Annotated in this window: 21 protein-coding genes; all 21 read right to left on the bottom strand. The window is 35.9% G+C overall.

All coding sequences use genetic code 11. The features are described from left to right. Window positions 1-21 precede the first annotated feature (21 nt). On the bottom strand, window positions 22-1,302 hold the full coding sequence (eno, locus tag IL45_RS03490; protein WP_036580366.1) for a phosphopyruvate hydratase: 1,281 nt from the start codon (window positions 1,300-1,302) through the stop codon (window positions 22-24). Beyond that, entirely contained in the window at window positions 1,299-2,417 is a 1,119-nt protein-coding gene (gene carA, locus IL45_RS03485; RefSeq protein ID WP_036580364.1) for a glutamine-hydrolyzing carbamoyl-phosphate synthase small subunit, read from the bottom strand. Before carA ends, eno begins: the two co-directional genes overlap by 4 nt. An 86-nt stretch (window positions 2,418-2,503) precedes the next feature. Next, entirely contained in the window at window positions 2,504-2,977 is a 474-nt protein-coding gene (gene rplQ, locus IL45_RS03480) for a 50S ribosomal protein L17 (RefSeq protein ID WP_036580362.1), read from the bottom strand. A gap of 28 nt (window positions 2,978-3,005) precedes the next feature. Continuing rightward, window positions 3,006-3,998, bottom strand: a complete 993-nt coding sequence (locus tag IL45_RS03475; RefSeq protein WP_006795793.1) for a DNA-directed RNA polymerase subunit alpha — start codon at window positions 3,996-3,998, stop codon at window positions 3,006-3,008. A 23-nt stretch (window positions 3,999-4,021) separates the two neighbouring features. Next, window positions 4,022-4,627: a 30S ribosomal protein S4 gene (gene rpsD / locus IL45_RS03470; protein ID WP_036580360.1), complete on the bottom strand. Its 606-nt coding sequence runs from the start codon at window positions 4,625-4,627 to the stop codon at window positions 4,022-4,024. An 84-nt stretch (window positions 4,628-4,711) separates the two neighbouring features. After that, window positions 4,712-5,101, bottom strand: a complete 390-nt coding sequence (gene rpsK, locus IL45_RS03465; protein ID WP_036580357.1) for a 30S ribosomal protein S11 — start codon at window positions 5,099-5,101, stop codon at window positions 4,712-4,714. An 11-nt stretch (window positions 5,102-5,112) separates the two neighbouring features. After that, the gene (gene rpsM / locus IL45_RS03460; protein WP_036580355.1) at window positions 5,113-5,487 is read right to left on the bottom strand and encodes a 30S ribosomal protein S13; all 375 of its coding nucleotides are present in this window, start codon (window positions 5,485-5,487) and stop codon (window positions 5,113-5,115) included. A 3-nt stretch (window positions 5,488-5,490) separates the two neighbouring features. Continuing rightward, window positions 5,491-5,607, bottom strand: a complete 117-nt coding sequence (gene ykgO, locus IL45_RS03455) for a type B 50S ribosomal protein L36 (protein WP_015361145.1) — start codon at window positions 5,605-5,607, stop codon at window positions 5,491-5,493. A 1-nt stretch (window position 5,608) separates the two neighbouring features. Then, on the bottom strand, window positions 5,609-5,824 hold the full coding sequence (gene infA / locus IL45_RS03450; protein ID WP_015361146.1) for a translation initiation factor IF-1: 216 nt from the start codon (window positions 5,822-5,824) through the stop codon (window positions 5,609-5,611). After that, window positions 5,824-7,161, bottom strand: coding sequence for a preprotein translocase subunit SecY (gene secY / locus IL45_RS03445; protein ID WP_036580349.1), 1,338 nt, complete (start codon window positions 7,159-7,161; stop codon window positions 5,824-5,826). Before secY ends, infA begins: the two co-directional genes overlap by 1 nt. 9 nt (window positions 7,162-7,170) lie before the next feature. Beyond that, on the bottom strand, window positions 7,171-7,623 hold the full coding sequence (gene rplO / locus IL45_RS03440; protein ID WP_036580347.1) for a 50S ribosomal protein L15: 453 nt from the start codon (window positions 7,621-7,623) through the stop codon (window positions 7,171-7,173). A gap of 11 nt (window positions 7,624-7,634) precedes the next feature. Then, window positions 7,635-7,814 (bottom strand): 50S ribosomal protein L30, encoded by a 180-nt coding sequence (rpmD, locus tag IL45_RS03435; protein WP_036580343.1) that lies wholly within the window; start codon window positions 7,812-7,814, stop codon window positions 7,635-7,637. Between the two features lie 10 nt (window positions 7,815-7,824). Continuing rightward, the gene (gene rpsE, locus IL45_RS03430) at window positions 7,825-8,349 is read right to left on the bottom strand and encodes a 30S ribosomal protein S5 (protein WP_006795799.1); all 525 of its coding nucleotides are present in this window, start codon (window positions 8,347-8,349) and stop codon (window positions 7,825-7,827) included. A gap of 17 nt (window positions 8,350-8,366) precedes the next feature. Continuing rightward, a complete protein-coding gene (rplR, locus tag IL45_RS03425; RefSeq protein WP_036580341.1) occupies window positions 8,367-8,714 on the bottom strand; it encodes a 50S ribosomal protein L18 in 348 nt (115 codons plus the stop codon). Window positions 8,715-8,728: 14 nt separating this feature from the next. Further along, complete coding sequence (gene rplF, locus IL45_RS03420) at window positions 8,729-9,271, bottom strand: 50S ribosomal protein L6 (protein ID WP_036580339.1); 543 nt, start codon at window positions 9,269-9,271, stop codon at window positions 8,729-8,731. Window positions 9,272-9,281: 10 nt separating this feature from the next. Further along, window positions 9,282-9,680, bottom strand: coding sequence for a 30S ribosomal protein S8 (rpsH, locus tag IL45_RS03415; RefSeq protein ID WP_036580336.1), 399 nt, complete (start codon window positions 9,678-9,680; stop codon window positions 9,282-9,284). Window positions 9,681-9,699: 19 nt separating this feature from the next. After that, window positions 9,700-9,969 (bottom strand): 30S ribosomal protein S14, encoded by a 270-nt coding sequence (gene rpsN / locus IL45_RS03410; protein ID WP_036580333.1) that lies wholly within the window; start codon window positions 9,967-9,969, stop codon window positions 9,700-9,702. Window positions 9,970-9,973: 4 nt separating this feature from the next. Then, window positions 9,974-10,525 carry a 50S ribosomal protein L5 gene (gene rplE / locus IL45_RS03405; protein ID WP_006795803.1) on the bottom strand — a complete coding sequence of 184 codons (552 nt, stop codon included), beginning with the start codon at window positions 10,523-10,525 and terminating at the stop codon, window positions 9,974-9,976. Window positions 10,526-10,527: 2 nt separating this feature from the next. Next, window positions 10,528-10,839, bottom strand: coding sequence for a 50S ribosomal protein L24 (gene rplX, locus IL45_RS03400; protein ID WP_036580331.1), 312 nt, complete (start codon window positions 10,837-10,839; stop codon window positions 10,528-10,530). A 9-nt stretch (window positions 10,840-10,848) separates the two neighbouring features. Then, complete coding sequence (gene rplN, locus IL45_RS03395) at window positions 10,849-11,217, bottom strand: 50S ribosomal protein L14 (RefSeq protein ID WP_006795805.1); 369 nt, start codon at window positions 11,215-11,217, stop codon at window positions 10,849-10,851. Then, on the bottom strand, window positions 11,217-11,474 hold the full coding sequence (gene rpsQ, locus IL45_RS03390; protein ID WP_036580329.1) for a 30S ribosomal protein S17: 258 nt from the start codon (window positions 11,472-11,474) through the stop codon (window positions 11,217-11,219). The genes rplN and rpsQ overlap by 1 nt, the downstream gene beginning before the upstream one ends. Window positions 11,475-11,482 lie beyond the last annotated feature (8 nt).

Genomic DNA, 11,482 nt, shown 5'->3' with positions numbered 1-11,482 from the left:
GTACTAGTATTCAGTCGATAACTAAAAAGCGTTACGTGCAGGATAATATGCACTTTCTTGTAGTTCTTCCTCTATACGCAATAACTGATTGTATTTTGCCATGCGATCAGAACGAGATGCGCTACCTGTTTTAATCTGACCAGTGGACAAGGCTACTGCTAAATCAGCAATAGTATTATCTTCAGTTTCTCCACTACGGTGAGACATTACCGATGTGTAGCCAGCTTTATGAGCCATTGTCACTGCAGCGATAGTTTCAGTAAGTGTTCCTATTTGATTCACTTTAATAAGAATAGAATTAGCAATACCTTCTTTAATTCCTCTAGAAAGTCGCTCTACATTAGTAACAAATAAATCGTCACCAACTAATTGAACTTTATCGCCTGCAAGATCTGTTAGGATTTTCCAGCCTTCCCAATCGTTTTCATCCATTCCATCTTCTATAGAAATAATTGGGTATTTTGTAGCCAGAGAAGCAAGATATTCTGCCTGCTCTTTACTAGACCTTATAACACCTTTATCTCCTTCAAATTTTGTGTAATCATACTTACCATCGACAAAAAATTCTGCAGCAGCACAATCTAATGCAATCATAACATCTTTACCTGCAGTGTAACCGGCATTATCAATAGCTTTAATAATAGTATCTAAAGCATCTTCAGTTCCATCTAAAGTTGGAGCAAATCCACCTTCATCACCTACCGCTGTACTTAGACCTCTTTCATGTAAAACTTTTTTCAAGTGGTGAAATATCTCAGTTCCCATTTGCAGAGCATGGCTAAAACTCTCAGCCTCTACTGGCATTACCATAAATTCTTGAAAAGCTATCGGTGCATCACTATGAGAACCACCATTGATAATATTCATCATAGGTACAGGCAATGTACATGCACTCATACCACCTATATATTTATATAAAGGCTGATTTAATTCAGCTGCAGCAGCTTTAGCACATGCTAGAGATACTCCTAATATGGCATTTGCACCAAGTTTTGCTTTGTTAGGCGTACCATCAAGGTCAATCATTAATTGATCAATATGCTGTTGATCAAAAACAGAAGTACCCATTAATTCAAGGGAAATTACTGTGTTTACGTTATTTACAGCATTACCAACACCTTTACCCATATAAGATTTACCGCCATCTCTTAATTCTACAGCCTCATGCTCACCTGTAGAAGCACCTGAAGGTACCGCAGCTCTTCCCATAATACCGTTAGAAGTAATTACATCAACCTCTACCGTTGGGTTTCCTCTTGAATCAAAAATTTGTCTTGCGTGTACGTCTATTATTGTGCTCATGCTATATGTTTTTTAGTTGTTTTAATTAAATCAATGAATTGGTCAAATAAATACGTTGCATCATTAGGGCCTGGACCAGCTTCTGGATGATATTGAACGGAGAAACAAGGTTTGTTTTTAATTTGTATACCTGCAACAGTATCGTCATTTAAATGCAGATGTGTTATCTCAATGTCGCTATTTGAAATTGCTTGAGACTTATTAATGGCAAAACCATGATTTTGAGATGTGATCTCGCCTTTTCCTGTAATTAAATTTTTAATTGGGTGATTGATTCCTCTATGACCGTTATGCATTTTATAAGTAGACACACCCATCGCGAGTGCAATCACTTGATGACCCAGACAAATTCCAAACAGTGGATTATTAGATTCTATAATTTGTTTTGCAGTTTCTATAGCCTTAACTAAAGGTTCCGGGTCACCAGGACCATTAGATATAAAATAACCATCTGGATTAAATGCAGCCATCTCTTCATAAGAAGAATTGTATGGAAACACTTTTATATAAACGTCTCTTGATGCTAAATTGCGAAGGATATTACTTTTTATTCCTAGATCGAGTGCTGCAACCTTAAATGTTGAATTTTTATCACCATAAAAGTAAGGCTCTTTACAAGATACTTTTGAAGCTAACTCCAAACCTTTCATGGAAGGAACATTATTTAGTTTAGATTTTAAAGCTTCTAAATCATCCACATCAGTAGAGATAATGGCATTTTGTGCACCATGATCTCTAATATAACGAACCAAAGCTCTAGTGTCAACATCTGATAATATTACAAGTTTCTTTTCCTCTAAATATTTAAATAAATCTGATTGGGCAGCAGGCCTTGAAAACTCTTCAGAAAAATTCTTACATATTAGACCTGCTATTTTAACAGAATTAGATTCAGCATCATCATTAGTAACGCCATAGTTACCGATATGCGCATTAGTTGTCACCATAATCTGACCAGTATATGATGGATCAGTAAAAACTTCTTGATAGCCTGACATTCCAGTATTAAAACAAATCTCTCCAGTAGCAGTACCACCTTCACCAATTGCTTTACCATGGAATATTGTACCATCTGCTAAAAGTATAACAGCGTCTTTTTTATTCAAATAACTCATAATAAAAATTGTTTTTCAAAAATAATTTAAAAAAAAAGGACCAATGCGAAAGCATTGATCCTTTTATCTACATATTATCAAAGATATTACTCTTCTTCATTAGTATTGTCTGTTGAAGTTTCAACTGGAGCAGCAGTAGAAGATTTACTACGACGACTACGTCTAGTATTTTTCTTCTTACCTTCGTTAGGGCTGTAAATTTCATTAAAATCTACAAGCTCAATCATTGCCATATCAGCATTATCTCCTAAACGATTACCCAACTTAATAATACGAGTATATCCACCTGGACGATCAGCTACCTTAGAAGAAACGTCTCTGAATAACTCAGTTACAGCTTCTTTACTTCTAAGCTTAGCAAATACTAAACGACGATTATGAGTTGTATCTTCTTTAGATTTAGTAATTAACGGCTCTACAAACTGCTTTACAGCTTTAGCCTTTGCTACAGTAGTATTAATACGCTTGTGTTCAATTAATGAACAAGCCATATTTGCCAGCATTGCCTTACGGTGTGCTGTCTTTCTACCTAAATGATTAAATTTCTTTCCGTGTCTCATCTTATTTTGTTTCTTTAACTAGCCTAAACTAGTCACGGTCAAGTTTATATTTTGATAAATCCATACCGAAGTTAAGTCCTTTAACGTTCACAAGTTCTTCAAGCTCAGTTAAAGATTTCTTACCGAAGTTTCTGAATTTCATCAAATCATTCTTATTGTAAGAAACTAAATCACCTAGTGTTTCAACTTCAGCAGCTTTAAGACAATTTAATGCACGTACAGAAAGTTCCATATCTACAAGTTTAGTCTTAAGCAATTGTCTCATGTGAAGGCTTTCTTCATCATAAGTCTCTGTTTGTGCAATCTCATCAGCTTCAAGAGTGATTCTCTCATCAGAGAACAACATGAAGTGATGGATAAGTGTTTTAGCAGCCTCAGTTAAAGCCTGCTTTGGGTGTATACTACCATCAGTAGATATTTCAAAAACTAGTTTTTCATAATCAGTTTTTTGTTCTACACGATAGTTTTCAATACTATATTTTACATTCTTTATAGGAGTAAAGATAGAATCAATAGCTATTGTACCAATAGCTGCGTTAGGATTCTTATTCTCTTCAGCTGGAACATATCCTCTACCCTTCTCAATAGTTAATTCTAAATTAAGACTAACAGATGATTCTGTATTACAGATAACCATTTCAGGATTCAAAACCTGAAAACCTGAAATATACTTCTGCATATCTCCAGCGGTAAAAGTATCCTTTCCTGAGAAAGAAACATTTACAACCTCACTATCAACTTCATCAATCTGACGTCTGAATCTAATCTGCTTGAAATTTAAAATGATTTCAGTAACATCTTCAACTACTCCTTCGATTGTTGAGAATTCGTGATCCACACCTTCTATACGTATAGAAGTAATAGCAAACCCTTCAAGTGATGAAAGTAATACTCTACGAAGAGCATTTCCCACAGTAAGACCATATCCTGGCTCTAAAGGTCTGAATTCGAATTTACCTTCAAAATCAGTAGAATCAATCATGATTACTTTATCCGGCTTTTGGAAATTTAATATTGCCATAAGATTACTTTGTGGATTAATTATTATTTAGAGTACAATTCAACAATCAACTGTTCTTTAATGTTTTCAGGAATTTGCATTCTTTCAGGTACACTAACGAAAGTTCCAGACATGCTTGATTTATTGAATGTAATAAAATCGTAAACATGTTCATTACTGGATAAGGACTGATCAATAGCACTTAAAGATTTTGATTTTTCACGAACAGCGACAATATCACCAGGCTTCAATTGATAAGAAGGAATATTAACTAACTCTCCATTAACAGTAATATGTCTGTGTGAAACTAACTGACGTGCTCCACGACGAGTTTTTGCAACACCCATTCTGTAAACCACATTATCTAAACGTGACTCACATAACTGAAGTAATACCTCACCAGTAATACCAGTACTACGAACAGCCTTTTCAAACATTAAACGGAATTGCTTCTCTAGCACTCCATAAGTATACTTAGCTTTCTGTTTTTCTTTAAGCTGAACCGCATACTCTGATTCTTTTCCACGGCGTCTTGCGTTACCGTGCATACCTGGAGGATAATTTTTCTTCTCCAAAGCTTTACTAGGGCCAAAAATTGGTTCTCTGAATCGACGTGCAATTTTTGCCTTAGGACCTCTATATCTTGCCATTTTACAAAATTTATTGAATGATGTACTGTGAATTCAGGTCAATATCCTTCGACAGCCACATAACCACTCGTTATTAATAATTAATTAAACTCTACGACGTTTAGGTGGACGACAACCATTGTGTGGTAATGGAGTAACGTCAATAATTTCAGTTACTTCTATACCTGAATTGTGAATACTACGAATAGCACTTTCACGACCATTACCTGGACCTTTAACGTAAGCCTTTACCTTACGAAGACCAGCTTCATGTGCAACTTTGGATGCATCTTCAGCAGCCAATTGAGCTGCATAAGGAGTGTTTTTCTTAGAACCACGGAAACCCATCTTACCTGCAGATGACCATGAAATAACTTCTCCTTTTTTATTTGTCAAAGAAACCAATATGTTATTGAAAGAAGATGAAATATGAACTTCACCAACTGATTCAACAATTACTTTACGCTTTTTTGATACTGTTTTAGACTTTGCCATATCAATACTTATTATTTAGTTGCCTTTTTCTTGTTAGCAACAGTCTTACGTTTACCTTTACGAGTACGTGAGTTGTTCTTAGTTCTTTGACCTCTAAGTGGAAGCCCAGATCTGTGGCGAATACCACGATAGCAACCAATATCCATTAGACGCTTAATATTAAGCTGTGTCTCAGATCTTAATTCACCTTCTATAGTGAATTCACCTATGGCTGCACGAATCTTACCAATTTCATCATCATTCCAATCTGTCACCTTTTTATCTAAGCCAACACCCGTATCGATAAGAACTTGTTTTGCACGATTACGTCCGATACCGTATATGTAAGTCAATGAGACTTCTCCACGTTTATTTTTAGGTATATCTACCCCTGCAATTCTAGCCATAGCTTAACCTTGTCTTTGTTTAAATTTTGGATTCTTTTTGTTGATTACATAAAGACGACCTTTACGGCGTACAATTTTACAATCAGCACTTCTCTTTTTAATCGATGCTCTTACTTTCATATTAGTACCTATAAGTGATCCTTGCTTTCGTTAAATCGTAAGGACTCATTTCTAATTTTACTTTATCTCCTGGAAGCAACTTAATATAATGCATACGCATCTTTCCAGATATGTGTGCCGTTACTACGTGCCCGTTTTCTAATTCTACCCTAAACATTGCGTTAGACAATGCCTCTATAATGGAACCGTCTTGTTCTATTGCCGACTGTTTTGCCATTACGCTACTGCTTTTCTATTTTTACCTGTTTTAATTAAGCCATCATAATGACGATTTAACAAGTATGAATTTATTTGTTGCATAGTATCTATCGCTACTCCTACCATAATTAATAATGATGTACCTCCATAAAACAATGCCCATTGCTGTGTTACTCCCATAAGAGAAACAAAAGCTGGAAATATCGCTACTAAAGCAAGGAAAATGGATCCAGGCAAAGTAATTTGCGACATAATTTTATCTAAATAATCCGCAGTTTCTGTTCCAGGTCTAATTCCCGCAATAAAACCACCGTTTCTTTTTAAATCATCGGCCATCTTATTAGTAGGGACAGTTATTGCGGTGTAAAAATAAGTAAATATTATAATTAATAATGCAAAAACTAAATTATACCAAAAACCAAAAATATCACCGAAAGCAGTTTGAACTGTTGTAGCCCAAGAAGTATCTAGCTGACCTAAAGCTGCTGGAACAAACATAATTGCTTGAGCGAATATAATAGGCATTACACCAGATGCATTTAACTTTAAAGGAATAAACTGCCTAGATCCTTGTTCATTTTTTTCATAACCGCCTGATGCAGCTCGTCTTGCGTATTGTACAGGAATCTTACGAACAGCCATTACAAGCATAATACATAGCAAAATTACAACAAACCAAACTAATAACTCAACCAAAACTAACATGACACCACCAGTACCCGTGACTCTAGCAGCAAATTCTTGTACGAACGCCTGAGGTAATGTAGCTATAATACCAACCATAATCAACAGCGATATACCATTTCCAATACCCTTGTCAGTAATTTTTTCTCCTAACCACATCGCAAAAACACAACCAGTAACAAGAATAATAGTACTACTAACAAGAAAAAGATTCATATTATCAGGCATCAAATAGGCATCACTAGGAACACCTAAGGTACCAAGACTTAAAAGATAACTTGGAGCCTGAATTAAACAAATACCAATAGTTAACCATCTAGTAATTTGATTAATCTTCTTTTGACCACTAGCACCTTCTTTTTGTAGCTTCTGTAAATAAGGAATCGCAATCCCCATAAGCTGCACAACAATACTAGCCGATATATACGGCATTATACCTAAAGCAAACACTGACGCATTTGAAAAAGCACCACCGGTAAAAGCGTTAAGGACGAAACCAATACCACCACCCTCGAAATTTTCAGAGAAACTAGCTAGTTTACTTGAATCTATTCCTGGAAGAACTACTTGTGCACCAAAACGGTAAACAAGAAGCAAACTGAAAGTCATAATAATACGATCTTTCAGTTCATCAATTTTCCAAATATTTTTTAATGTTTCTATAAATTTCATCGATTAAGATTATAAGGTTTGTGCTTGACCACCAGCTTTTTCAATGGCAGCCTTTGCAGTTGCAGTAAACTTATGAGCACTTATGTTAATAGTAGCTTTCAATTCACCACGACCTAATATCTTAACTAAATCATTTTTATCGACAAGACGCTCCTCTATTAAATTCTCAATAGTAATTACATCACTCAAACGTCCTTCATCTACATAAGCTTGCAAAACATCTATATTGACACCTGCATACTCTTTACGATTGATATTTGTAAAACCAAACTTAGGAACACGTCTTTGTAAAGGCATCTGACCACCCTCAAAACCGATTTTCTTAGAATAACCAGAACGAGATTTAGCCCCTTTGTGACCACGTGTAGCTGTACCACCTTTACCAGAACCCTGACCACGACCAATGATCTTGGCAGATTTTTTAACTGAACCTGCAGCAGGTTTAAGATTATTTAAACTCATTTATTTTCTTTTTAAGCCTTCTCAACAGAGACTAAATGTTCAACTTTAGCAATCATTCCCTGAATAACAGGAGTATCATCATGCTCTACAACCTGATTCATTTTACGTAAACCCAACGCTTCCAGAGTACGTTTTTGTCTTAACGGTCTTTTAATTGCGCTACGCACTTTTTTTATTTTTAACTTTGCCATTATCGTATGATTAACCGTTAAATACTTTATCTAAAGAAACACCTCTTTGTTTCGCCACTGTATGAGCATTACGCAATTGCAACAGAGCATCGAAGGTAGCTTTTACAACATTGTGAGGATTTGAAGAACCTTGATTCTTAGAAAGAACATCATGTACACCCACAGCCTCAAGAACTGCACGAATAGCACCACCGGCAATTACTCCAGTACCTGTTGCAGCAGGAATTAATAAAACTCTTGCTCCACCAAATTTACCCTTTTGCTCATGTGGTATTGAACCTTTAACTAGAGGAATTCTAACCAAGTTTTTCTTAGCATCCTCAACAGCCTTAGAAATAGCCTCAGAAACCTCTTTAGACTTACCTAAACCATGACCTACTACTCCACTTTCATCACCAACAACGACAATCGCTGAAAATCCAAAAGCACGTCCACCTTTTGTTACCTTAGTAACACGTTGAACACCCACTAAACGATCTTTAAGATCAAGCCCACTAGGTTTTACTAATTCTACGTTTTTATATTTTTGGTACATTACTGTAATGTTTGTAATTAAAATTTAAGACCAGCTTCTCTAGCCCCATTAGCCAAAGACAATACGCGACCGTGATAAAGATAACCTCCACGATCAAACGATACCGTTTCAACACCAGCAGCTTTAGCCTTCTCAGCTACAGCCTTTCCAACCTCATTTGCTATAGAAATTTTTTCGCCATTAGACTTTAAATCTCTTGATGAAGCTGACGCTATAGTTACTCCATCTACGTCATTGATAACTTGAGCGTAAATCTCTTTATTACTACGGTACACCGATAAACGAGGACGTTCAGCTGTTCCCGAAATATTCTTACGAATTCTTCTGCGGATTTTATTTCTTCTTTCAGACTTTGAAAATGCCATAATATACTTATCTATTATGCTGATTTACCAGCTTTTCTTCTTAATTGTTCCCCCACAAATTTAACACCTTTTCCTTTATAAGGCTCAGGTTTTCTGAAAGATCTTATTTTTGCCGCTACTTGACCAACTAACTGCTTGTCAAAAGAAGATAATTTAATCTTCGGGTTCTTACCTTTCTCAGAAATTGTTTCTACCGTTACTTCCTTAGCTATATCCAACACAATATTGTGTGAATAACCTAAAGCTAGATCCAAGACCTGTCCTTGATTAGATGCTCTATAACCAACACCGACGAGTTCAAGCTCTTTAGACCAACCTTCAGAAACACCAGCAATCATATTAAAAACTAAAGACCTATATAATCCATGCTTAGCCTTATGATCTTTGGAATCAGAAGGACGAGTTACTAAAACTTCATCTCCTTCTACCTTAATGGCAACATCCGAGTAAACCTGAGTAAGCTTACCTAACTTACCTTCTACATTTATAACTCCGTTGTCAACCTTTACGGTAACACCAGCTGGAATTGCTACGGGATTATTTCCTATTCTAGACATATCTAATTTTTTAATATACGTAACAAAGAACCTCACCACCTACATTCTCTGTACGGGCTTGTTTATCTGTCATTACACCTTTACTAGTTGAAACAATGGCAACACCTAAGCCATTAAGAATTCTAGGTAACTCACCTGCACCAGCATATTTACGTAAACCAGGCTTACTTAACCTTTGGATATCCTTTATAACTGACTCCTTAGTTTCTCTATCATATTTCAAAGCTATCTTAATGTTATCCTGAGCTGAATGCTCTTCAAACTTATAACTTAGAATATAACCTTGATCAAATAAAATCTTAGTAATTTCCTTTTTTAACTTAGAAGCAGGAACATCAACAACACGGTGATTAGCACGTACTGCGTTTCTGATTCTAGTTAAATAATCTGCGATTGGATCTGTATTCATAATGCTATATTTAAGCTAATTACCAACTAGCTTTTTTAACTCCTGGGATTAAACCTTGATTTGCCATCTCTCTAAAAAGAACACGGGAAATACCGAACTGTCTCATATAACCTTTTGGCCTACCAGTAAGCTTACATCTATTGTGTTGTCTTACAGGAGAAGCATTTTTAGGTAACTTCTGAAGAGCTTCATAATCTCCAGCCTCCTTTAAAGCTTTGCGCTTGTCAGCGTACTTTGCAATTAGTGCCTCACGTTTGCGCTCACGCGCTTTCATTGATTCTTTTGCCATTGTATTAATCCTTTTTGAAAGGTAAACCAAGCTCACCAAGAAGAGACTTTGCCTCTTTATCAGTTTGCGCACTAGTAACGAATGTAATATCCATACCAGAGATTTTATTAACCTTATCTATATTTATTTCTGGAAAGATGATTTGCTCAGTAATTCCTAAATTATAATTTCCTCTACCATCAAAACCACTAGCTTTGATACCTTGAAAATCTCTAACACGCGGTAATGCAACCGTAACTAAACGATCTAGAAATTCGTACATACGCTCACCCCTCAACGTCACCTTAACACCTATAGGCATACCTTTACGTAACTTAAAGGAAGCAACATCTTTCTTAGAAAGCGTAGCAACAGCTTTTTGACCAGTAATTGTTGTCAACTCATCAAGAGCATAATCAATCAATTTTTTATCGGCAACTGCAGCACCAACACCACGGCTTAATACTATCTTTTGCAACTTAGGAATCTCCATTACATTATTGTAACCGAATTCCTCTTTTAAAGAAGCAGCAACACGCTCCTTATATTCTGTCTTGAGTCTAGGAATATATGCCATGACTAAATTAAATCGTTTGTTGTTTTAGCAAATCGAACCTTCTTATCACCTTCCATACGATAACCAACACGAGTTGTCTTACCATTATTGTCAATCAATGACAAATTAGAAATCTGCATTGGAGCTTCAATTTCTTTAATCCCACCCTGTGGATTGGTAGCGCTTGGCTTCTCATGCTTTGAGACCATATTCACACCTTCCACGATGGCTTTATTTTTGTCTTTAAAAATACGAGTAATAACACCTTCAGAACCTTTATGTTCTCCAGCAAGTACACGTACTTTATCTCCTGTTTTAATTTTTACCTTTACCATGATTGTAAATTATAATACTTCTGGAGCTAATGAAACTATTTTCATAAATTGCTTATCACGCAATTCTCTCGCAACCGGCCCAAATACACGAGTACCTCTCATTTCCGAGTTAGGATTCAATAACACACAAGCATTATCGTCAAATCGTATATAAGATCCATCTGGTCGACGCACCTCTTTTTTAGTTCTTACTACTACTGCGGTAGAAACAGCACCCTTTTTGATATTACCATTAGGTGTAGCTTCTTTAACAGAAACAACAATTTTATCTCCTACTGACGCATACCTTCTTTTAGTACCACCTAACACCCTAATACAAAGCACTTCTTTTGCTCCCGTATTATCAGCCACCTTAAGTCTTGATTCCTGTTGTAACATTACTTAGCTCTTTCTATAATTTCTACTAATCTCCAATTCTTAGATTTACTAAGAGGTCGAGTCTCCATGATACGTACCGTATCACCTTCATTACACTCATTTTTTTCATCATGAGCAACGTATTTCTTAGTCTTTAAAACGAACTTTCCATACATAGGGTGTTTTCTCTTCTTAACTTCCGCAACAACGATACTTTTATCCATCTTGTTACTTCTTACAACACCAATACGTTCTTTTCTTAAATTTCTAGTTTCCATAATGTTCG

Source organism: Nonlabens ulvanivorans (assembly GCF_000732625.1).
GTDB classification, from domain to species: Bacteria; Bacteroidota; Bacteroidia; order Flavobacteriales; family Flavobacteriaceae; genus Nonlabens; species Nonlabens ulvanivorans.
Note: the sequence above shows the minus strand (reverse complement) of the source record. Positions and strands in the feature narration are given on the sequence as shown.

Bases quoted from the DNA above. Each gene is read 5' to 3' on its own strand.
- eno (WP_036580366.1), bottom strand. From the start codon at position 1,302: ATGAGCACAATAATAGACGTACACGCAAGACAAATTTTTGATTCAAGA.
- carA (WP_036580364.1), bottom strand. From the start codon at position 2,417: ATGAGTTATTTGAATAAAAAAGACGCTGTTATACTTTTAGCAGATGGT.
- rplQ (WP_036580362.1), bottom strand. From the start codon at position 2,977: ATGAGACACGGAAAGAAATTTAATCATTTAGGTAGAAAGACAGCACAC.
- IL45_RS03475 (WP_006795793.1), bottom strand. From the start codon at position 3,998: ATGGCAATATTAAATTTCCAAAAGCCGGATAAAGTAATCATGATTGAT.
- rpsD (WP_036580360.1), bottom strand. From the start codon at position 4,627: ATGGCAAGATATAGAGGTCCTAAGGCAAAAATTGCACGTCGATTCAGA.
- rpsK (WP_036580357.1), bottom strand. From the start codon at position 5,101: ATGGCAAAGTCTAAAACAGTATCAAAAAAGCGTAAAGTAATTGTTGAA.
- rpsM (WP_036580355.1), bottom strand. From the start codon at position 5,487: ATGGCTAGAATTGCAGGGGTAGATATACCTAAAAATAAACGTGGAGAA.
- ykgO (WP_015361145.1), bottom strand. From the start codon at position 5,607: ATGAAAGTAAGAGCATCGATTAAAAAGAGAAGTGCTGATTGTAAAATT.
- infA (WP_015361146.1), bottom strand. From the start codon at position 5,824: ATGGCAAAACAGTCGGCAATAGAACAAGACGGTTCCATTATAGAGGCA.
- secY (WP_036580349.1), bottom strand. From the start codon at position 7,161: ATGAAATTTATAGAAACATTAAAAAATATTTGGAAAATTGATGAACTG.
- rplO (WP_036580347.1), bottom strand. From the start codon at position 7,623: ATGAGTTTAAATAATCTTAAACCTGCTGCAGGTTCAGTTAAAAAATCT.
- rpmD (WP_036580343.1), bottom strand. From the start codon at position 7,814: ATGGCAAAGTTAAAAATAAAAAAAGTGCGTAGCGCAATTAAAAGACCG.
- rpsE (WP_006795799.1), bottom strand. From the start codon at position 8,349: ATGTACCAAAAATATAAAAACGTAGAATTAGTAAAACCTAGTGGGCTT.
- rplR (WP_036580341.1), bottom strand. From the start codon at position 8,714: ATGGCATTTTCAAAGTCTGAAAGAAGAAATAAAATCCGCAGAAGAATT.
- rplF (WP_036580339.1), bottom strand. From the start codon at position 9,271: ATGTCTAGAATAGGAAATAATCCCGTAGCAATTCCAGCTGGTGTTACC.
- rpsH (WP_036580336.1), bottom strand. From the start codon at position 9,680: ATGAATACAGATCCAATCGCAGATTATTTAACTAGAATCAGAAACGCA.
- rpsN (WP_036580333.1), bottom strand. From the start codon at position 9,969: ATGGCAAAAGAATCAATGAAAGCGCGTGAGCGCAAACGTGAGGCACTA.
- rplE (WP_006795803.1), bottom strand. From the start codon at position 10,525: ATGGCATATATTCCTAGACTCAAGACAGAATATAAGGAGCGTGTTGCT.
- rplX (WP_036580331.1), bottom strand. From the start codon at position 10,839: ATGGTAAAGGTAAAAATTAAAACAGGAGATAAAGTACGTGTACTTGCT.
- rplN (WP_006795805.1), bottom strand. From the start codon at position 11,217: ATGTTACAACAGGAATCAAGACTTAAGGTGGCTGATAATACGGGAGCA.
- rpsQ (WP_036580329.1), bottom strand. From the start codon at position 11,474: ATGGAAACTAGAAATTTAAGAAAAGAACGTATTGGTGTTGTAAGAAGT.